Consider the following 21,931-nt stretch of genomic DNA (forward strand, 5'->3'; position numbering starts at 1 on the left):
CGGTATTAATAAACCCGGCTTTCATCGTATTCCAGGTAATCGATATCCAGAGCCGGAACGACCGGGGTATGGTTTTGCAGCCAGCCCAGAAGGTGCTGGATGCTCTCTCTTTTGAGCGAATTTTTTGGCCAGACGAGGTAGTAACCATCTCCCGTCGCGATAGCTTCCCTGAACGGCAGGCCCAGCAGGCCGCTTTTCAGGGTATCAAGCGTGAGATGCAGGTCGGCGATAGCGATGCCGTGCCCGTTCATCGCGGCGATACTTCCCTGTTCAAGGGTATCAAACACCATGCCGCTGCTCATATCGAGCCCCGGAAACAATCCTGTTCTTCGCAGCCAGCGCCGCCAGTCACGTCTGTCCGGTGAAGGATGGATCAAATCGCATTGCGAAAGCTGCTGCCGGGCCGGTTCGATAAGCGATGGGGTGCAAACCGGGATAAGCCATTCATGAAAAAGCAGCTGGCTTTCCGTTGTCTCACCAAAACGGCCATTACCGAGAAGGATGGCGCAGTCGTATGGCTCAAGATTGAAATCAACGGTGTCAATGTCCATCCAGACGCTGGCAATCTCCACCTGCGGTTTTGGATGGTTGTTGCGAAAAGATCGCAGCACGTCGAGAAGCCATCTCATGGTCAGGGTGCTGGGTGTTTTTAACCGCAGCAGATGGTTTTCACTGCGAAATGCCCGGCAGGCCCATTCAATGCTCGTGAAGCTTTCGTTCAGCTGTCCGGCAAGCACTCGCCCGGCTTCAGTGACCTCCACGCGAGGACCTTGCCTTTTGAAAAGCTCGCAGTCGAACCACAGTTCAAGGGTACGGACATGTCTGCTGACCGCGCCCGGCGTAATATTGAGCGTTTCAGAGGCTTTACTGAAGGAGTTCAACCGCGCAGCAACTTCAAACGCACGCAGTGCATACAATGGCGGTAAAGACATAGCGTCCCTTAAATGAAAAATTCATTATGCTAAAACTTGTTACGGGGCAATGCCAGCAAGTAAATTATGGAGAAAAACAATGAGCCCCAATATACCGAGTCATAGCGATAGGGGTCAAAATCTATATGCAAAAAGCTGCTGACAAACTCGTAGCCATTGGCAAAGATGTTTATCTGAACGGCTGCAATAGCGATTACAAACACCCTATACGCAATAAATAGCGGGTATTTATGCAGCCTGTTAACTTTTAGTTTGCCGAGATAAAGCAAGAGAAAAATTGCAATAGATACAATAAAATAGGCCACGGCAGGCCAAACAGGTGGATGAAGCGAAAATTCTAACTCTTGAGACATAATCAATTCTCTTTTGCTATCTGGTACATCTGCCACCCCGTAATGCTTCCACTGGTCAAATCCAGCGCCATTGCGGTTTTAGATGCCTCTTGCCAGCCTCTGATATAATCGTGGAATAAACTCCAGGACCTCTCTCTGGGACCCAAAACTTTTCTGCCCGCACCATATGCCGATAAAGAGAGATCAACGACGCCATAGACTAACTCAGCCTGGTTATTACCATAACCTAACTTCGTAGCAGCAAATCTAAAGGGATATCGGATCTGGAAGGCACGCTTAACGAAAAACAGGGAATCGATGGTCATAAAAACGCGTCACAGACAGCACGTTATGATAGAAAAATTCCTATAGTTCCGGTAGTCGGAGGGCAGTAATGCCCTCTTTTTATGGTGAAGCCGAATGGCGAAAGAATGACGAATGGCGAAAATTAGGCAATAAAAAACCACCTTTCGGTGGTTTACACGACACTGCTTATCATTGATTTTATTCTAGTTTTCCCATGGTAGCCGGAGTGGGACTTGAACCCACACAGCGCGAACGCCGAGGGATTTTAAATTCTACGTAGGATCAATGAGTTACATAGCAGTGCATTGCGAAACTTTGCTGACGTTGAATGGTCGTCTTTGCAACCACTGGCAGAAAATGGATAGCCGTAGATTGCGTTGAGCACAGAAACAGCACAGGGTAATCGTCTACCTGGTCCTGTAAAGGAGGTTGTTGCCACACAAGCTAAAGCGCTTGACCTGCCCCCAGTATTCGGTACAACTGTCAGTTAGTAATGGACTGACCCCACCCCGGTAGACGATCCTGCCCTATAGTTTGAGTATAGGGGGAGCATATGGGCACACCACGATATACACCTGAATTTAAGGAAGAAGCCGTCCGACAGATAACGGAACGCGGTTATTCCGTTGCCGAAGTATCTGACCGTCTGGGCGTTTCTGCCCACAGCCTCTACAAGTGGCTACGGGCTATCAAACCGGATAACAGCGAGCAGCATGCCCGGGATTTACTGGAAGCCAAAAGCGAGATCCTGAAACTACGGGCGCAGCTAAAACGTACCGAAGAAGAACGGGATATCCTGAAAAAGGCCGCGCGGTACTTTGCAAGGGAGCCCGACTGAAGTACCGCTTTATCAATGAGCACCGCACTGTATGGGGTGTGATGACAATGTGTCGGGTACTGGATGTCGCCCGGGCCGGGTTCTACGCGTGGCTGCATAACCCGGTCTCGGCACGTGATAAAGATAATCAGCGTCTGCTGACGCTTATCCGTGACTCCTATTCACTGAGCGGAGGCGTATACGGTTACCGGCGGGTTCATGGCGACCTGAACGAAATCGGGGAAACCTACGGTAAAAACCGGGTGGGCCGTATTATGCAACTGAACCGGATTAAAGCCGTGCGCGGCTATAAAGCGCCGCGTCGTATCGCTGGCAGACCTTCAGTGGTTGCCCCTAATAGCGTGCAGCGGCAGTTTACTATTGTCCGGGCCAATCAGGTCTGGGTCACCGACATTACTTATATCCGCACCTGGCAGGGCTGGCTGTATCTGGCGGTGGTTATCGATCTCTTCGCCCGTAACGTGGTGGGCTGGTCGATGAAGCCCACTCTCTCACGCGAACTGGCGCTGGATACACTGATGATGGCGGTCTGGCGACGTAAACCCGACGGCGAGGTCATCGTGCACTCAGACCAGGGAAGCCAGTACGGCAGTGACGACTGGCAGCGCTTCTGCCGGGCTAATAACCTGGTCCCGAGCATGAGCCGGCGTGGCAACTGCTGGGATAATGCGGTGGCCGAATCGTTCTTCAGTTCATTGAAAAAGAGCGCATCAGGAAGAGAATATACAAAACCCGGGATCTAGCCCGGGCGGATATCTTCGATTACATTGAAGTGTTCTACAACCGGGCCCGGCGCCACAGTCACCTCGGCGGCGTCAGTCCGGAGGCCTTCGAACAGGCCTCGTCGTGAGGACAGAATTTGTCTACGGGCGTGGGGTCAGTCCACAACACCACGGTCAATCAACCAATGACTGAGCAAATCAGGCTCAACATTACGGTTGTTAGGACGCGTGTGCCAATCGCCTAGATAACGATAGCCCAATTCCTCAATAAAAAACCTGACTACGCGCTGTTGAGTTGCGCGTTCACGTTGTCCGACAGTTGTCACTGTTCTTATTACCTTTAACTAATTATGCCAATTCAGACTCAAACGCTGCATCATTCGCTTCAGCCTCTGCGCCATCAATTAATGCCAAGACTCGGTCAAGAAAGCGTTGCGCTTCGTATACATCTGTTGCTTGCCGCAGATAATGAGGTATTCGTTCAACAAACTCGGAACGTGATAAAGGCTGATGTTCCAGCAAAGCCTCAAGCATTGCGGGCCGCAACAAACGACGATCAGCATCAACATTAGGAAGCTCAATCTCAATGACATGTGTGGCAAAATACTTAAGTTGCTCCTTAAGCCCCAAATTGGGCATAAGAGAATCAATTGAGTCAGACGCCACTTCAGCGCTTGACTCAATCGTTTCTACATATTCATAGGAAGGTACAACAACGTCTGGAGCCAATGTTTTAAGCTCATGGAGTTTACGGATAATCGGAGATAGAACCTCATCAGGATTACTGAACCAATCAGTGGACCAAATGCGGCTAATTCTCCAACCCAAACGCTCCAGAACCTCTTGACGCAAACGGTCACGATCACGAGCAGATTTAGCTGAGTGATAAGCCGCACCATCACACTCTATGCCCATTAAGTAACGGCCAGGACAACCTGGATCTTTCACAGCTAGATCAATAAAGAATCCTGCAACCCCTACCTGAGGTTCACACTCAAACCCAGCGTGATTGAGTGCTTCCATTACAGCAACCTCAAAGTCACTATCTGGAGCCCTGCCGGTATGCGTTGTGAGGGAATCTAGTTTGCCACTTTCGGCAAACTGTAAAAAACCTTTCAACGAAATAACACCAAGTTTACTGGTTTCACTCGTCAATACATCTTCAGAACGCATTGAACTAAACACATGCATCCGTTTTTTTGATCGAGTGAAAAGCACATTCAAGCGACGCCAGCCAACATCGGAATTGATAGGTCCAAAGCGTTGATAAACCTTTCCACCATGCTCAGAAGGTCCATAGGTAAAGGAAATAAAGATTACATCACGCTCATCCCCTTGAACGTTCTCAAGGTTTTTCACAAAAAGTGGCTCTTCCATGGCATATAAGCCATCGATTGCATCGTTAAATTCAGGGCGATTTCGGCGCAATTCATCGATAGCGCGCTCAATTTGATCGCGTTGCTTGGAACTCATGGCCACTACCCCGAGTGACTCACCCGGCCGGTGTTGCGCATGATGAAGTACGGCCTCAGCAACTGCTTGGGCTTCTTCAATATTGTGTTGATTGGAGAACCGACCTTTTGACACATAGGTAAATTTAATCCCATACTCTGGAGACTCAGCATTTGGGGAAGGGAATATCACCAAATCACTGTTATAAAAATGGCGGTTAGAGTATGCAATCAACTTTTCATGTCGTGAACGATAGTGCCAACGCAAACGTCTCATAGGAAACAGTGGCAAAGCAGCATCCAAAATGCTGTCAGTATCACTTAAAGCCGCGGCATCATCGTCATCTTCTCCGTCGGCACTTCGATCAAAGAAACTGGTTGGTGGTAGCTGTTTCGGGTCACCAACGACCACTAGTTGCTTGCCCCTCGCGATGACACCCAATGCATCCTCTGGCTTCACCTGAGACGCTTCGTCCATCACCACCAGATCAAATTCCATTCGTCCAGGTTCTAGGTAATGAGCTGCTGACATTGGCCCCATCATGAAACAAGGTTTAATTGCAACCAGCGCATTACATGCACGGTTAACCAATTGCCTAATTGGAATATGTCTGGTTTTTTTACCCAACTCATTTTTGATCAAAGCTAGTTCTGTATATTCACTTTTCTTACCACCAGAATTCCCTTCTGGTATATTTCGGCAAGCAATTTTTGCTGCAATCCGCTGACGTTGTAATTCAATCAGTTTTTTGTCGTAATCTTTAAATGACTTCTGCAAAGCATTGCGCTGTGAGCCGGAAACTCTCATCAATTCAGGGTGGATGTGAATAACCTCCCGCGCCAGCTGGTCATGAATTGCTAATGCTAAACCCAATTCAACTTTTTCAATCGGGAGCGAGCCCGCAAGTACAGCACTCCAGATTCGCTGCAATCCATTTTCATGCATCTGCTCGTAACAACGAATAAAGTTAACCCACCCGTTCAACCAACGGGGTTGCTGTATTGCTCTTTCGTTGCGCTCGATTAATGTATTAAGAGAACCATCAGTCGACTTGAGCCACTGACTCCGCTCTAACTTTGTTTCTAGCGCATATAACTCAGCATTTTTAATCTGTTCATTCCATTTCGAAACTATTTCCCCACCATCACGACATAGTAAATCGTAATCACTACCACTAGCCAAATGTCTGATCTGGGTAGCCAAGGATACGCAATTTATCTTATCAACCAGTTGCTCGGCAAAATTCAGCGTGTCGTTAATAGTGTCTAACGTCAGTTGATTATTTTTATACGCACCGCAAGCCAATGGGGTTAATTGTAAAAACGCCCCTAACTGTAACGAGTCATTTTCAAGGGATATCTGAAGATCGTTTATGTTTTGCAAAATCTCGGAGGAATGAGTCATCTGCTCTAATGATATATCTGGATTGATAAACCATCCCTGCAAGGCAATGAGAGTATTCCGCACCTGTCGGTAAGATTGCATCAATACACCTTGCTCACCTAACCAAGATGCATGTTCTTCCAACAAGCTAGAAATACGCGGTAATAACTTAGCCTCGTGCTCGACCCGTTTAACCAAAGTCATTAATCTTGAGCTAATCTGCGATTTCTCGATTAAATGCACACCTTTGATAATCTCACCATCTAGGTTAAATAATCCAGAGCCTATCGCAACTCGCTTTCCAAAACCTATCCCGTAACAAGCTCGGACCTTCTTGTACCAATCACGCAATAACATGAGTTGTTCACAGTCGGTGTCCAACCCTCGGAATGCATTACCAAGTTGATTACCAAAGTCACTTTGTTCAAACCGTTGTAACAGCTCCGAATACTTGAGCAAATCAGCTGAGCAGCGTTTTAACTCAGCAAACTTAGTGTCAGGCTTACGAGATTGCGCCATGAGCAGTGCCTTGGCACTACGCCAATCACTCTTAAACCATGCAAATAATCCCCCTTGCTGGATAACAGCAACGGCATGCGCGAGCATCTCTTGGGAAGGCAACTGGTCCAATTGATACAAAGTAGATAGACCATCTCTTAAAGGACGCAATGTTTCGATTTGACACATTAAGTCGCGCAATACTGCATCGATATCATCATCATCAAAAAGAGGATCTCGAACTCTAATAAGCTCAGTCGGTAAAGCACCCAGAATCGACAACAACTCAGAGCAGAATAGCAATCCAGCTTGCGAATCATCGATATACGAAGCAATACCATCTGGCAAAGCATTTTTGAAATCGTTTAATTGCGCATAAATAGATGATAACTCATCATGAATTGATTGGATGGATTCAAGCCACCTGACCAAATCACGTAAAGTGAAATCCTCTGCTGCACCATATTTTTCCAGCTCTTCACGAGGAAAGTCACACGATTGTCCTTGTTCTAAAAGTCGTAGCTTTTGAGGCTCGATAACCTGGCTCAAGGCCACATAATGACCTTGTAGCAACTCGAACCTATCTAAATAGTGACGCACCCGTGCAATGGCATCGGGTGAATCTAGCTCACTAAGTGCTGGGAAATGCTCTGAACCACACAACACTGGAAGATTCGACTGATCTTCTACCAATTGCTCAATATATTGAAGCGTATTAAGGCTTTCGCCTTCTAACGCCCACTTATCTACATATTCTTGATAGCTATGTTGAAAGTCGATAATTGATGTCTGCCAAGTTTGTAGCAAATCGACTATACGAGCGCTGTCAAACAATTGAATTTGTGTGTTATTCACACCGATCCAAGGGTGCTCATATATTTCTGCATTAGCCCCCACCTGCTCACGAACCTCTTTGTAGATGCGGCTAAACTCTACTATTTGGTCACGCAGCCGTAATTGGGTCACTTTATCCAACTGCTTCCCGGAAAGGTTTTCGATATGAAGTGCTGTTGCATCAATATCTAATTTGTGACGATAACGGGTTGCACCACTCAAAATCTGATGGATCGTTTTGCCTGTTTGCGCCCATTGGTTATTGATCAATGCGGCATATTCATTGAGCTGCTGCTTAAGATCTTCATAACGCAAAATCTGAGCATCAATCTCTTCCATAGTAGGCATGGTCGCCTGACTCACCAAGCGAGCATTAATATCATCCAGCACCTTGCGCTTATGAGTTTTATGACTGTGCAACTCTAAGCAAAATTGACCTAGCCCCGCACGATCCAAGCGACGTTTGACGACCTCCAGTGCAGCCATCTTCTCTGCCACAAACAGGACTTTCTTACCGTTGAGCAGAGCTGCTGCAATCAAGTTGGTGATCGTTTGTGATTTGCCACTACCAGGAGGGCCCTCAATGACTAAGTTTTGACCACGGATAGCATCGATCAACGCACTGTGCTGCGAGCTATCCGCATCATCGATTAGTGGAACCTTGTCATGAATATCAGGGTAACTATCGATGCAGTACTCATGCTCACCGAAGCCACCAGGTAAGCCGGAATTCTCTTGACCACAGCTCTGACTGGTGAAAAAGCGACGAATTACTTCATGAGACAATATATTGCGCTTGTCACAAGGCCAGCGGGCAGGATCGAGGTCAAGATACATCATCATCTTGCCAAAATTGAGCAAGCTAAGTGCACCATAACGTTTCACAGACCATTTAGGTTTGTGCTGCTCTACAACCTTCTTCACCGAAGCAAAATAAGACTCTGGAGTTTCCTCTTCATTGAACAAAGGAAGAGCGAGGCCAAAGTCAGCCTGAAGTTTTTCCTTCAAAGAGAGATTGGGCAAAATATCTTCACCCGTGTAATAAAGTTGAAACTTGTAAAGACCATCCTTCGGATCTAATTTTCCTCGTTCACATCTCACCGGAATTGTAAATAACGGTGCATAACGTGCCTTTTCAGAGGAATCGCTTTCATACCACTCAAGGAACCCTAACGCCAAATACAAGATGTTGGCGCCACTCTCCTCCAAAGCAGTTTGAGCCTTACCATAGATGGCGCGCAAACAAGCTTCCAGTTCATTTGGATAAAGCAGAGCCTGTATCCGATTATCGTCATGAGAGGGATTGGAAGAAGATATACTAATCTCATTCCCAGCCTTTGCCTGTCGTTCAAAATCCTCAAGCCCTTCATAGCCTGCTAAGCAGCACGCCTCCTTCAACGCTGACAAAGCTATACCTTGATTAACGTATTCAGAACGAATCCCTGTTAATTTTCCATTCTGGCCTTGGGCATATTGCAAGATAAACTGATGGGCTTTTTCCAGCAACTCTCTATCTGAATCAGAAACAACCGTTTTATGGTTATCTGGTAAATCAAAATCTGTACGGATTCCTAAGACGTGCGCCCAATCCTTAGCGCTAGGATGAGCTCTTAACTGTATATCTTTACCATCTGGCCCAACTTTGAGATAGCCATGCTCTAACAGCTGCGCTCTAGTTGGATCGGGCACAGGAGCAAATTCCATCGGGATTTCCGAGCAAAGGGTTTCATAAAGCTGTTCTGGTAATTCATCAACAATACGTAGTGAAGACCCTTTTTGAGTGATAGGGAAATTCAAAAGTCGATTTCGAGACGTAAGGTCCAATAACTTCTTACGCATAGCCTCGAGGGAAGTCAGAATAAAATCTGAGCCTCCTTGATTGAGTTCCTCTGCTGTAGAGGTATCTACAGTCGACATAATGTTCTCCATTTCTTAGGGTCCACAAGTAAAACGTTTTATGCTGATGCATCACAAAAAGACCGCAGTAAACTGCTGCAAAGAAGAGCAGATTTTTAGTCTCCCCTTCTTTATCAATCAGATCATACAATCAACTTAACGCCCATTAGTTGATAGCAGCCAAATTTCATAAACAGATTCAATCCGTTATTGCTGAATTTGATTGGATAGTAAGACCTGCAACATATCTTGTTGATGCACAGCTATCTCATCTTCCAGCCAACGACCTTTATCTTTCATCAGCCGAATCATAGCAAGCAATTTAAGACTATCAGTCTGGTTATTGGCAAGGCTTGCTTCAAAGTGCTCCTGCTTCTGTTGCGGCTGGAAGTTACTCAAGCGCGAGTTCTTGCTGTGGCTGATAAGGCAAAGGTTGCCAAACGAATGGAGTGCACTCTGCTCAACCGGTTTATAGCCATCCATCGGATGCTGGGGTGAGAAGTGCTCCACCGAGCTGCGGAAAGTGAACTCAAAGGGGCCAGCAACTTTGTCGCTATTCCGATCTCGTACCCACAGCAGATAGTCGAGGAAGTTGAAGACAAAGTTGTTCTCGATATGACCGAAGCGAAGTTTGGATGTAATCACCTTGTGCCAACTCTCATCCACATTGATGGCGGGCAACAGGGCGTTATCAAGGTAGAGCATCTGGTAATAGGAAGCCCCTTCACCAGGCGCCAAAAAGCGCTGGAAGATAAAGCGGCGAGCCTGACTCTCCAGATAGGACAGATAAGCCCCGGCATCCACCGGTTGATCAGGGTGACAATTGTCGAACAGATATCTCAGTGCACCATTCAGCCAATGTTTGTAAACCAGGGTCGGGGTCGACACATGAAACGCCGACAGCAACATCAGGACCCGCCGGTTAACACCAGAGAAACCATTCTCATTTTCATCCTTGTCAAAGGTATTGATGTAACTGACGCTCTTTTCCGAATACCAGTGCAGCCGCTTCAGACTCCAACTATCCTTGCCATCGGCAAACTCGCGCTTGATGATGAACTGATCAAACAGATACTTGCTCTTTAACAGGCCATAGATAAAACGCTGAACTGCCGCTACTGGATCCGGTTGCCTTATCACTCGCAGCTCAAACTGATCGACCAGTTGTTTATCATCAAGCGGCACCCCCTCCGTATCACCCGGGTCGCGGCTCACGAGTCGCAGCACATGGAGCAAGAAGTTGGAGAAGTTGATGACGCTGTTAAAGCGCTCGGAGCCTGCGCTCTCCTCCTCCACCGTCTGCTCACCATCAAGCTTGTCATCCTGCAAAATGGCCAACAAGGTGCGCCCTTGGCTACCGGCAGCTGCACGGCTTTTATCGGCAGCGTCGGCCGTGTTTGGGGATCCTAGCAGATCAAGCAGATGGGCAAAATCACGGGGCACAAACTGACCCCAGTCGCTCTCACCAAACAGACGGTGGCGCTCTTGCGGGGTAAAGCCGTACTGGATATAGCGCTCCATATTGGCGCAGGCATCCCATACCCGGGTCAGGATATGAATACTTTGGCGACGATGCTCTTCCTCGGGTATCTGGTTCAGCGTCTCCATCAGCCGCGCCTTGATCACTTCATGCTTTTCCAACTGCTCGCCGCGATTGTTCATCGCCTCGAAGAAGTGATTGAGATCGGTATCCTTGGGTACTTCGATACGAGAGATCTGCACATGCTTGAAGAGGTAGTCGCAAAAGGCCGTCAGTTTAGCCCCTACCAAACCAAGATCCGCCATTGCCTTGCCAATCAGCTCAAAACCGTTCACCAAACCTTCATTGAAGGTACTCCCCCGCAAATCGTAGGGGGCAACACCCTGCCATAAGCGCTCGAAGGTATGGCTCGATATCGGGCGACTCTCAAAAGCGAGGTTGATGGTCTGATACCAGCTCATATCCACCGAATCTATCGCGTGATGTTTGAGCCAATTGGCCAGCAGAGAGAGGGTAGTAAAGCGCTGCTGGCCATCGATTACCTCGAAACTGCCATCGTCCCGGGCAAACACCACCAGGGTGCCGATATAGTAGGTTTGCGGCCCCTTACCACTGACCAATTTTTGCTGATAATCCAGCACATCCTGCAGCAGCTGGGTGATCTCTCCCTCACCCCAGGCATAGTTGCGCTGGTACATGGGCACCAGATAGCGGGCGCGATCTTCAAGCAGTGCACGAATGGAAAAGGGGCGAACGCCTGCATCATTCATAATATTTCATCTCCCGAAACAGCCCGACCAGCTCATCTTCGGCACCATTGCGATTGTTCTTGTTCTCTCGACTGCTCATGCTAGGCAAAGGGAAGCCGTGCAGATCTCCCGGCAGACGAGCATCACGAATGGCACGGATCAGATTGTGCTCCAGCACATAGTTATCCATGGTTGCCAACTGCACTACCTGCTGGCGGATGCGGCAGCGATAGGCCCAGATAAAGCACTTCTCGATGGCCAGTGACAGCCCTTGGCTGCCGAACTTGTCGATATAGAAGATCAGTGCGCAGTCGAACATGGCCCGCACATAACGATCCCCGGTGCGGTGGCGACGCTCGTAGCTGCCCAGGGTCGATAGCACCTTGCTGGCCATCGGTGTCAGCGTTTCGCCGAGCAGGGTGGCAGATTGCGCCTTGCCGGAATCAGACTCCTCGGCCACGATGGCGGCCACCCGCGTCTGGTAGTACTCGGCCATCTCGAAAAAGCGCCGACCATTGATGATCATCTGGTCGAGATGAAAGGGAAACGTCATGTACTGGCCGTCAATCTTGCGCTGGTACTGGCGGTTGTACTCATCGACAAAGTGGTGGGCGATGCGCAGCGACTCCACGTAAGGATAATGCCCTACCCGATCTAGGTTGACCCCCTTGAAGAGATCCACCTCCCCCTTGCCAAAGTAGCGGGCCGACTTGCCCTCGGCCCACTGGCGTACCCGATAGAGATAGAGGGCGAACAGATTGGCCAGCTCGTCGCTTGGCAGGCGCTCCCAATGGGCGACCGCCTCGGCCTTGAGATTGGCCTCATGACCGGCAAACTCGCGCAGGTGAAATGCCTTGAGCAGATCGTGAGGAGCCAGATCGCGCCCCCGGGCATTTTGCGAATCGAAGAACTGGAACGCCTCCGAGATATCCTGCAGTACAAAGCAGACCACCTGACAGCGGTTGAGCAGAAAGTCAATTTGCTGCTCGTCAAACTCAGGGCGGGCCACCAGCCGACGCAACTCCAGATAGTTGCGTCTGAGGTTGAACTCCGAATCCCGGCTGGGGAAGCGCTGGCGCTGCATAAACGCATCGATAGGTCCACGCAAGACCTGCAATTGCTCACGCAGATCCTGACGTTGAAACCGGATACTCTTCTCTTTGCCACTGCGATTTTCGTTATCCAGCACCTCGATCAGCGCCTTGACGGTCAACATCAGGGTCAGGGTGCGTTGCTGACCATCGACGATATCAAGCATCTCGCCCTGCTCACTATCGGTGTGCTGATGAAACACCACCGAGCCCAGCCGGTAGGCGCTCTTGTCCTGATGGGTTGCCAAATCGGTAAAGAGATTCGAGATATTCTTGGAGCCCCAGCGGTAAGGTCGCTGATAGCTTGGGATGGCCAGTTGGGGAATGGCCAGCAACTGGCGTACCGACTGCACTTGATTATTAATGCTCTCCATCATGCCTCCTGCGGTATGAAGTGGTCAACAAAAACTGGCCACCGCGTTAGAGTTTTTCCAGTATCGGTTTTCTGATTCGTTTGGCGGTAACCCACCATTATATTCGTGCGGTCTTAGTGCGCTGTAATATCCAACGATATAGTCCGTTATTGCGTGAGCTGCATCGCTGAAGCTTACATAGCCCGTCGCCGGCACCCATTCGTTCTTCAGACTCCTGAAGAAGCGCTCCATTGGGCTGTTATCCCAGCAGTTTCCACGCCGACTCATACTCTGCCTGATCCGGTATCGCCACAGTAACTGCCGGAACTGCCTGCTCGTATAATGGCTACCTTGATCGCTGTGGAACATCACCCCGACGGGCTTACCACGGGTTTCCCATGCCATTTCCAGTGCTTTCATGGTGAGCCTGCTGTCCGGCGAGAACGACATGGCCCAGCCCACTGGTTTTCTTGCGAACAGGTCGAGAACAACGGCGAGGTACGCCCAGCGCTTACCCGTCCAGATATAGGTCACATCACCGCACCACACCTGATTTGGTTCCGTTACGGCGAACTGTCGCTCAAGATGATTCGGGATAGCAACGTGCTCATGACCGCCACGCTTATACCGGTGAGTCGGCTGCTGGCAACTGACCAGCCCCAGCTCTTTCATGAGTCTGCCAGCAAGCCAGCGCCCCATCTGGTAGTCTCTCTGGGTTGCCATTGTGGCGATGCTTCTTGCTCCGGCAGAGCCGTGGCTGATGCCATGCAGTTCAAGTACCTGACTGCGTAATACAGCCCGTCTGCCGTCTGGCTTTTCAGGACGGTTTTTCCAGTATTTGCAGCTGCTGCGATGAACCCCGAACACATGGCAGAGAGTGGCCACAGGATAACGCGCCCTGAGTTTCCCGATTATCGAGAACTGTTCAGGGAGTCTGACATCAAGAGCGCGGTTGTAGATTCAATCTGTCAATGCAACACCCCTTTCAATTATCTCTTTCGGTGTTTTGAACTTCAGTGTCTTTCTCGGTCTGTTGTTTAGCTGAGCAGCAACCAGATCTAGTTCATGTTGAGTATATTGGGCAAGACATGTCTTTTTAGGAAAGTACTGCCGAATTAGCCCATTTGTGTTCTCATTTGTTCCCCGCTGCCAAGGACTCTGAGGATCGCAGAAGTAAACTTTAACGCCGGTGCTGACAGTAAATTCTAGATGTCTGGCCAGTTCCATTCCTCTGTCCCATGTCAGTGATTTTCTGAGTTCTGACGGTAAACTCAGGAATTTGTCGGTAAGAGCCTGATTTACTGAGACAGAATCTTTGCCCCTGAGTCTAAGGATGATCGTATAACGTGATTTTCGGTCTACAAGTGTGGCTATATGAGAGTTTTTTGTACCTGAGACTAAATCGCCCTCCCAATGCCCCAGAGAGCGTCTGTTATCGATATTTCGGGAACGTTCGTGAATTGGTGTTCCGTTCACTATGTTAATCGTACCTCTTTCGCCTTTGCGGGTATGACGCCTGCCATGGCGAAGGCTATGCGACCGTCGCAGATGCTGTATATTCAGGTGGTGTAGCGCTTCACGGCTACGAAAGTACAGCGTTTTATAAATTGTCTCAGGTGATATTCGCAGCGTTTTTTGACGTGGTTTTGTTCGCCTTAACCATCCTGATATTTGCTCTGGAGACCATTTCATCTCCAGCTTTTCCAGAACAAGCTTTCGCAATGGTAAATTTTGATCCAGTAAGCACGGTTTTGGCCTTTTCGCCATTCTGTTGGCTCGGTTATTAGCATCAACAGCTTTGTAATAGCGTCTGCCCCGATTACGCTGAACTTCACGTGAGATCGTCGAAGGACTGCGATTCAGCGCAGTAGCTATCGCACGAATGCTCATTTTGGCTGACAAACCAGCTCGTATCTCCTCGCGCTCAGACAGTGTCAGGTGAGCTACAGCCCGCTTACGCTCATGGGGTTTTATGCCGCCAGTATCCCTTAACATAGTAAAGATCGTTCCGGGTTTTGAACCCAGGATATTCGCTATTTCACTGAAGCCTGTTCCGTTCTTCCATAGTTCAAAAACAGAGGCTTTTTCCTCTGCTGTAAATGTTCGTCTCATTCAAAAAACCTCCGCAACCCCATGTTTTCACATAACTGTTGCGTTGACCAATTGAATCTACAGTAGCCTTTTTTAATATTTCATTTTCCATTTCAATACGTTGTAGCTTTTTCCTGAGCTCACGGATTTCAATTTGTTCCGGGGTAATGGGGGAGGCTTTTGGTGTTTTGCCCTGCCGTTCATCACGTAATTGTTTCACCCATCGCGTCATTGTGGAAAGGCCGACATCCATAGCGCTGGCTGCATCTGCCACGGTGTAGTTCTGGTCAACGACCAGTTGAGCGGATTCGCGTTTAAACTCTGCGCTGAAATTTCTTTTTTTTCATTATGACACCTGTGTTGTTCTGAGGTGAGCATATCACCTCTGTTCAGGTGGCCAAATTCAGTAAACCACTTCAGCCTGAGCATCTGACTGTTCTTTATTAGTGGAAGAATCCGGACCGTACTTCTTTATCCAGGCATAAAGGCTGTGGGTGGTGATATCGAGACGTGTTGCAACGCTGGCAACAGAATAACCGCGATCAACAACCTGTTTGACTGCTTCAGTTTTAAACTCTTCGGGATAACGCTTACCGCTCATGGGCACCTCTCTTTAAGCCATCTTAAATGACTCTGAGGTGTCTGTTAAACCCGTGGCGATTCAAACCATATTCATAGCCAAGAATCCGACACCTCCAGCCAACACCAAGATACCTAAAACAACTATGGTTCGTAGCCCGCTTATCGATCTTTGCTGAGACTCCACCGCTGCCTCTAACTTGCTTTTCAATTCCGCTAATTGTTTAGCAATGCGGCTATCAATTGCTGTGCAGCCTTGTTCAAACTGATCAGGTGTTACAAACTTCAAGGCTGCAACCTCACGCCTTAGTTTCAACTGTTCATCTTTGATCTGGCCTAGAAGATCATTCAGTGACGTAAGGCGACCGTCAAACTCTTCAAATTTATTCGAGTTCTTCGTAACCAATTCAGCTTGTTCATAAGCTAGACTTGCGAGCGTTGATTTCGCTGCCTCTATCTCAGTTCTTGCATCGTTGACGGCGCTCAACAGGCCATTAAACTCTGCCACTTGCGTCGATTGCTCTTCGAGTGAATCGATTACCCGGTGTAGTTTCTGTATGTCATTCACCAATTAATCCCCTTGTATAGGCTGGTAAGTTTTTCAAGTCTAATTGCTAGTGGAGCTAACAAAGTGTGATAGGAGAACGGATCTCCTAGCTCTTCATTTACCTCCTCAAGAAAATCCAAATCATCAAATTTCTCATGGACCAAACGAGCAAAGCGGCTTCGCGCATTTTCAGAGAACATTGGCTTTAGCTGCATAGTTTTTCGGACCAGCTCTAGTGCTTCATCCCTATTATCACTGATCAACCGATCAAATGACGATGCCATTCTTCGCTCTCCATCTGCATCATCAAACTCATCGGAAGCTAGTCGCAGCACACCACTCAAGTAGTTCAAGAATGCATTATCTTTGTATGACTCTAGGAATCGAGAAATCTGACCTCGTAGGATCGTCATCTTCTCGCTGCCTACTAGATGTTCCGTGCCCTCTTCTTCATCAGTTTCAAAAAAAACTGATGGCCATAACTTCGCCGATGCAGAATTCTCAGCCATATAGAGCAAAAGTTGGCTCGACTTGTCGTGTCTGAAATAACCCTCCAACTTCTCCTTAAATTCTTTGCCATCCATCCTGCCTTCAGCAAATGAACTACAGTGTTCATAAACGTTCTTCTGTGACTGGCGGCGGTTGTAGACAAAATGGTCATAGGACCAAAGTAAAAGAACAAGAAAGATAAATTGCGATTTATCGATAGACCCTTTTCTCAGCTTGTCGCAGAGAATTTTGTAGTACTGGTTATCACTACTGAACACATCAGCGAGCTTAAACTCAGGATCATACTTTCTGACGGTATGCTCAATTTTCTTTTCCAGGCCTTCTTCCGATAGGCACTGGAACTCGACATAGAGCGTTCCATTAAAAAAGTCTTCGATTACCCAGTCAGAGACAATACCTAATTGAGAAAGACGGTAGATAGCCTTTTCCAATTTAAACTTTTCCGTACCAAACTGCCTGGCAGTAATGATCACCGTGTTGTGTTCCTGATTGTACTTAAAGAATTCGTATACATTTGCCATCAACTTGAACTCATCATTGATTGTGTCCAAGCCGTTTGTCATCAGGAATAGATTTGTGTTCAGGTCGCTATCGCGACTCAATGACTTCACGTACTCCTTCAGATCTTTGACGTTCGTGATAGCGTCCCAAATCTTGTCGAGAATAGCTGAATTGGGCTCTTTTGTGAGAAGCACATAGCAATCTGCGGGTACTTCCTTGAATAGTTTTTTATCTCGCCCGGCCCTGCCTGCTTCCTGATACAAGGCCTCCATCGACCCAGGTATTCCGAAGTGAATCGTATAGGCAATATTCCCCTTATTCACGCCCATTCCGAATGCCTTAGTGGCAGTAAGTAGGCGGTATTTATTTTCTTTAAATTCGTCTTGAACTTGGCGCTTATACCTATCGAAAGCCTCTCCCTGCAATCCACCCATTTTCGGAGCCGACCCCGAAAAATATCTAACATCCATCTTCAAGAGTGTTGAAATTCGGCCCGCTAAGCTATGACAACCCTTAGCTCCGTTGACGGTAGGTGTGAATATGATCCCCGCCTTATTGCCGTCTTCCCGATCGGAATTCCATTTACCCTCCATTTCAGAAACAAGCTTGACGACTGCATCACCTTTAAGGCCTTTATCGTCGATAACGTGGAATGAGAGTTCCTCGCGAGTGAAGTCCATTGGGGTACGGACAAAATCATCGGGGATATCAAACTCTGTTTGAATATCCTTTAAGACGTTAACTGATGCTGTTGCCGTTAGGCCTATATAACTTGCACTAGGAGCAAACCGTTCGATTGTATTTGCCAGGTTCAGATAAGAAGTCCTGAAATCATGTCCCCACTCAGACAAACAGTGAGCTTCATCGATCACCGCGTAGGCAAATGAGAGATCTAGTCCGATAGCCAACATCTCTTTTCTAAACGCATGGGTTTGGAATCGCTCAGGCGATATGAAAACGAAGAAGTACTTACCACGTCCGAAATCTCTCTGAACTTTGGCCTTCTCTCCTGCCTTCAAATCACTTGTAATAAAATTGCTTCGAGTGAAGCCGATGCTATCCAAATCTGCTTTCTGGTCATACATCAAACTTTTTATCGGGCACACGACAAAGCTAACGGCTGGTTGCAGGACCGCAGACAGCTGGTAACAAATCGACTTACCCGAACCTGTAGGCAGCAATCCTATTGTGCCGTTTTTCGAAAGTGCAGATCCTATGATACCAACCTGCCCTTCCCTGAAATCTACATCCTCTAGGTATGGTAGAAACAGGTTGCTGAGGAAGTATCTCAGCGACTCTCGCTGCTCGCTGCCTGGGCTAAGATCTAGCTTGTAGGTAATGGGGTTACTACATGAAAGCTCGAAAAAGTCATAGTCAATCAATTGACTGGTTTCTATTGAAACAGCATCAGAATCTTCGAAGTTTCGATAGAAATCGAAGTAATCCGTACGTGAATATATGACGTCTTGGTTAACTTGAAAGGAATCGTCATAACGCTCCAGTAAGCTGAAGTCGATGAATATATTTTCACCAGACCGTTCGCTCGGAAGCTCATCTGATTCGATCAGCGCAACCTCAATTCGCTTTTCTTCAATGCCGATGAGACGAAAGATATTCGATAACAAATCGTTCAGGTCGTCCAGTGCCGCTTCAGCAAAATCAGTTCCATCACGATTGACTATGAATAGTTTTTTCAACTCCCCTAGTCTGATCTGACCTCGTTCAAGAAGCTCTAATAACAGTATCTGGAAACGCAACGCCGAGGTCAGCCTCAATCGCGAGTCAGTAACATCGACTCCATTTTCATAAGCCTCTTGGTAATTCAATAAAGAAATACCATTAGGAGGCGTTAGGACACCATTTCGCTCTAGACTATCAACGATCTGAATTTGAGAAATAATCGAATTTATCTTACTGATAAATGACTGATTCTCAGATGCCACTTCTTGAACAGTGAAACGAACTGTCTTCAGTCCCAAGGTTTCAGTAAACGCATCCCTCATCTCATCTAAATGCTGAGAATTTTGGTGCTGTTGACCATCTATCTCAATAATTAAACCAACTTGAGGAATGTAAAAATCTACCTGTCGGTTCTGGAATTGTTCAACGTAGACCTGAGTCATATCGTAAATCTGAACTTCAGGGAGCATTAGTTGTTTTACAAAAATGTACTCACCGAAATACTTTGGAATCAGCTCATCAAAAAACCTTTTCGCTGGGTAGTACCCAGAATGCTTGTTGCCTCGAATCAATCTATTCCAAAAAACTGGCTTATCTGACACAAGAGCCTGAGCTGATGTATTAAGACCGCTCTTCTCCAGTTCAATGCCAAATGCCTTCCTCAGTTTCCGCGAGGCTATTGTTGGCTTCCCTCTCTGAAGCATATTCTTAAGAACTTGAATTGCTGCAAATAGCTGTCCAGACGCCGTTTCAGACGAGATAGAATACTGGAGAAGATTGTGGAAAATGAAGTTATGGTTGGTTCTCGCGTAGTTAGCAGAAAACTTCTTGCTTACAAGCCTGCTACTAGACTTCGACCTGACATGTCTAGATAGTTCACTTTCGTCCGCCAGCGAGTCGATGATTGGGTTGTACAAATCTGAAAACAGTTGGTTATTGTGTTGTTGTTCTTGGCTGTCAGTGCCTAGCTCCAATCTATAGAGAGTTTTAACCAACGTAAAAATGTAAATACTTGAATTCGGAAAAGCTTGAGATAGACAGCGTGTTATCTCATCAGTTGTAGCCCCCGAAGTTAATACGTCGTCAACGATCAGAAATGTCGGATTTGAATTAGCTTCTATTGAATCAAAATCGGCTTTATAGGCACCTCTGACCTGGTGGAGTCTTTGTGCTGCAGTGCAATTAGTCGATTTATCTAATACGTGATCTTTCTCTAATATCTTAGGTTGGTAAGAAGCCCCTAAAGCAACAGCCAGCGATTTGCCCAAGGTATCTAATGCTTTATCGCCATCTTCAGCCCTAAGCTCAGCGTGACCTAACGCTCGAACAACTATATCTATGGCTGGGAATGAAGGAGCTAGCTCAACAGTCTTGTTAACCCAGCGGCGAACAGAAGTATTCTTGTTATCTTTGAAAGACCAAACTTCCTGTTTGATACCATCTAAATAGAATCCCAGATGAAGTTTATTCCCAGATTGTATTAACTCAGAACGTCCAGTTCTTGCGGAGCTCCGCGTCGAGTTTTTTCCAATAAGCTCGGTGAGACCGCTTATTCCCTTATGTGAGGAATCGATCTCCGAGGCAGAACCCCGATCTACTGAGAAAAACTCAACTCCTGCATTGGAAGCAGCGTCTCGATCTAGGTTACTATCTCCTAAATAAATTGACTCGTCGGCGCTAACACCGAAGTACTCGAGAATACGAGTAACGCCCTCAGGGCTCGGCTTATGCTGCGTTACATCATGGTAGGCTACTACATAATCAACAGTGATACTGAAGTGTTTGAGTAGCCCCTGAACGTAGTTCGAAGGCGCATTCGAGAAGATAGCAACCTTGATTCCAACCGACCGAGCCGTTGTAACAAGGCCGACAACGTCCTGATAGATGACACAACCATTAAAGTACCTGGGTATGTCTCTCCATCGGCCAGCTGACCGAAGTGGTTCGAGGCTTGATGTATCAATAAGCGTGTCATCAAGATCGAGGACGATGACCTTTATCACAGCAGGCCACCTTTTGCTTTCAACGACCTAAATGAACTCGCGATATCTTCTAATTGAAGACGAATATCTTCATAAGATTCGCTCGTGTAGGGTATCGCCCTCCCTTCGTTAACTAGCTGTTGAGTTCCTGAAATTGCCTTGATAGTAAGATCTGGATACTTAGCTTTATGTGCGTCAGGAACGAAGACAGGACGCATCATAGAGATAGCAGATTTGACTGCGTGCATCGTCCCACCATCTATCGAAGTTTCAATAGCAAAGACGGCAGTAGATAAACCTGCTTGTATCCTGTCTCGCTTAGCAAAGAACGCAGGTATTGCTTTGGTTCCTGGTGCATTCTCTGCAACTAGAAGTCCGCCCTCGTCCAATATTTCCTTAGCGAGTTCCCGATTACTTGCGGGAGAAATAGACTCCACATCGACAAGAACAGAAATCGTTGGTGTTTTGGCGTCTAATGCCGCGCGATGAGCAATTGTATCGATACCCAGTGCAAGTCCACTGACTATCGTGAAGCCATAAGTCGCAAACTTTTGAATAGTTTTAATCGTTATGGTTTCCCCCTTGGGGGTGTTTTCACGAGTGCCTACAACCGCTAATGAAAGCCTATTATCTAAGAGGTTCAGATTGCCTTTGCAGTATAGAAAAGGAGGAGGTTTCGGGAGACCGTATAACGCAATTGGATAGGTTTTCGTACCGAAGAGAACAATCTCAACACCTTTATTTTTGAACGAATCAATCTCAGCTTGTACTTCGACCCTGAGAGCTTGGAAGTTCGCAGTATCTAAGAAGCTTTCGAGAGTTGCTCGAGATTTACCGTTTGATATTTTTAGATTGGAGGAGTGGTGTGCCAGTTCTTCGAGTGTTGCCACTCCGCTATACGCTGAAAACTTTAAGATGGACAGAACAGTTTCATCACCAACGTTCATTAGCCTCTTGACAACAAGAGCATCTACTATGTTCACATCCACTCCAAAAACACAACAAATTCTAGTCCATTAACCACAAATTTACTTGTATTCGACCGAAAACACAATAAAGTCAATCTCTATAAGCAGATATACGCCACGGCAAGTGTTGTGGTCAACTAAAACTGGCCACCGCGTTAGAGTTTTTCCAGTATTGGTTTTCTGATTCGTTTGGTGGTAACCCACCAT

11 protein-coding genes and 5 pseudogenes are annotated in these 21,931 nt (G+C 47.2%); 2 read left to right on the forward strand and 14 right to left on the reverse strand.

Annotated features, from left to right (window positions below):
- Window positions 1–5: 5 nt before the first annotated feature.
- Genes L3069_RS13790 through L3069_RS13800 form a run of 3 tightly spaced genes read right to left on the reverse strand, consistent with a single transcriptional unit; the run spans window position 6 to window position 1,590 of the window.
- Window positions 6–932: a LysR substrate-binding domain-containing protein gene (locus L3069_RS13790; RefSeq protein ID WP_038416291.1), complete on the reverse strand. Its 927-nt coding sequence runs from the start codon at window positions 930–932 to the stop codon at window positions 6–8.
- A gap of 29 nt (window positions 933–961) precedes the next feature.
- Entirely contained in the window at window positions 962–1,285 is a 324-nt protein-coding gene (locus L3069_RS13795; protein WP_023306512.1) for a hypothetical protein, read from the reverse strand.
- A 2-nt stretch (window positions 1,286–1,287) separates the two neighbouring features.
- On the reverse strand, window positions 1,288–1,590 hold the full coding sequence (locus L3069_RS13800) for a DUF4225 domain-containing protein (RefSeq protein ID WP_227022506.1): 303 nt from the start codon (window positions 1,588–1,590) through the stop codon (window positions 1,288–1,290).
- On the opposite strand from L3069_RS13800, the pseudogene L3069_RS27395 reads away from it, so the two are divergent.
- A pseudogene (locus tag L3069_RS27395) lies at window positions 1,528–1,659 on the forward strand (integrase); the annotation flags it as partial. The gene L3069_RS13800 and the pseudogene L3069_RS27395 overlap by 63 nt on opposite strands.
- Before the next feature lie 464 nt (window positions 1,660–2,123).
- A pseudogene (locus L3069_RS13805) lies at window positions 2,124–3,258 on the forward strand (IS3 family transposase).
- Between the two features lie 220 nt (window positions 3,259–3,478).
- Here L3069_RS13805 and hhe read toward each other — a convergent pair.
- The 11 genes and pseudogenes from hhe to L3069_RS27470 form a co-directional block, all read right to left on the reverse strand.
- The gene (gene hhe / locus L3069_RS13810; protein ID WP_100167662.1) at window positions 3,479–9,214 is read right to left on the reverse strand and encodes a DUF4011 domain-containing anti-phage protein Hhe; all 5,736 of its coding nucleotides are present in this window, start codon (window positions 9,212–9,214) and stop codon (window positions 3,479–3,481) included.
- Window positions 9,215–9,400: 186 nt separating this feature from the next.
- The gene (locus L3069_RS13815; protein WP_100167663.1) at window positions 9,401–11,443 is read right to left on the reverse strand and encodes a DUF262 domain-containing protein; all 2,043 of its coding nucleotides are present in this window, start codon (window positions 11,441–11,443) and stop codon (window positions 9,401–9,403) included.
- The gene (locus L3069_RS13820; RefSeq protein ID WP_100167664.1) at window positions 11,436–12,887 is read right to left on the reverse strand and encodes a DUF262 domain-containing protein; all 1,452 of its coding nucleotides are present in this window, start codon (window positions 12,885–12,887) and stop codon (window positions 11,436–11,438) included. The genes L3069_RS13815 and L3069_RS13820 overlap by 8 nt, the downstream gene beginning before the upstream one ends.
- Window positions 12,888–12,911: 24 nt before the next feature.
- Window positions 12,912–13,817: pseudogene (locus L3069_RS13825) on the reverse strand (IS3-like element ISEc52 family transposase); the annotation flags it as partial.
- A 9-nt stretch (window positions 13,818–13,826) separates the two neighbouring features.
- Complete coding sequence (locus L3069_RS13830) at window positions 13,827–14,978, reverse strand: IS30-like element IS30 family transposase (RefSeq protein ID WP_001254932.1); 1,152 nt, start codon at window positions 14,976–14,978, stop codon at window positions 13,827–13,829.
- 67 nt (window positions 14,979–15,045) lie between these two features.
- A pseudogene (locus L3069_RS13835) lies at window positions 15,046–15,304 on the reverse strand (transposase); the annotation flags it as partial.
- Window positions 15,305–15,369: 65 nt separating this feature from the next.
- A pseudogene (locus L3069_RS13840) lies at window positions 15,370–15,558 on the reverse strand (transposase); the annotation flags it as partial.
- A 60-nt stretch (window positions 15,559–15,618) separates the two neighbouring features.
- Window positions 15,619–16,104, reverse strand: coding sequence for a hypothetical protein (locus tag L3069_RS13845; RefSeq protein WP_047653993.1), 486 nt, complete (start codon window positions 16,102–16,104; stop codon window positions 15,619–15,621).
- The gene (locus L3069_RS13850) at window positions 16,101–20,777 is read right to left on the reverse strand and encodes a RecQ family ATP-dependent DNA helicase (protein ID WP_100167833.1); all 4,677 of its coding nucleotides are present in this window, start codon (window positions 20,775–20,777) and stop codon (window positions 16,101–16,103) included. Before L3069_RS13850 ends, L3069_RS13845 begins: the two co-directional genes overlap by 4 nt.
- Window positions 20,774–21,703, reverse strand: coding sequence for a DNA-processing protein DprA (locus tag L3069_RS13855; RefSeq protein ID WP_045896958.1), 930 nt, complete (start codon window positions 21,701–21,703; stop codon window positions 20,774–20,776). The genes L3069_RS13850 and L3069_RS13855 overlap by 4 nt, the downstream gene beginning before the upstream one ends.
- Window positions 21,690–21,761 (reverse strand): hypothetical protein, encoded by a 72-nt coding sequence (locus tag L3069_RS27470; protein ID WP_112929249.1) that lies wholly within the window; start codon window positions 21,759–21,761, stop codon window positions 21,690–21,692. The genes L3069_RS13855 and L3069_RS27470 overlap by 14 nt, the downstream gene beginning before the upstream one ends.
- Window positions 21,762–21,931: the final 170 nt, after the last annotated feature.

The sequence above is a fragment of the Enterobacter cloacae complex sp. ECL411 genome, assembly GCF_021869665.1.
Lineage (GTDB): Bacteria > Pseudomonadota > Gammaproteobacteria > Enterobacterales > Enterobacteriaceae > Enterobacter > Enterobacter intestinihominis.

What these genes read in the sequence shown, in the direction of transcription:
- L3069_RS13790 (WP_038416291.1), bottom strand. Translation starts at nt 932, where the DNA reads ATGTCTTTACCGCCATTGTATGCACTGCGTGCGTTTGAAGTTGCTGCG.
- L3069_RS13795 (WP_023306512.1), bottom strand. Translation starts at nt 1,285, where the DNA reads ATGTCTCAAGAGTTAGAATTTTCGCTTCATCCACCTGTTTGGCCTGCC.
- L3069_RS13800 (WP_227022506.1), bottom strand. Translation starts at nt 1,590, where the DNA reads ATGACCATCGATTCCCTGTTTTTCGTTAAGCGTGCCTTCCAGATCCGA.
- hhe (WP_100167662.1), bottom strand. Translation starts at nt 9,214, where the DNA reads ATGTCGACTGTAGATACCTCTACAGCAGAGGAACTCAATCAAGGAGGC.
- L3069_RS13815 (WP_100167663.1), bottom strand. Translation starts at nt 11,443, where the DNA reads ATGAATGATGCAGGCGTTCGCCCCTTTTCCATTCGTGCACTGCTTGAA.
- L3069_RS13820 (WP_100167664.1), bottom strand. Translation starts at nt 12,887, where the DNA reads ATGGAGAGCATTAATAATCAAGTGCAGTCGGTACGCCAGTTGCTGGCC.
- L3069_RS13830 (WP_001254932.1), bottom strand. Translation starts at nt 14,978, where the DNA reads ATGAGACGAACATTTACAGCAGAGGAAAAAGCCTCTGTTTTTGAACTA.
- L3069_RS13855 (WP_045896958.1), bottom strand. Translation starts at nt 21,703, where the DNA reads ATGAACGTTGGTGATGAAACTGTTCTGTCCATCTTAAAGTTTTCAGCG.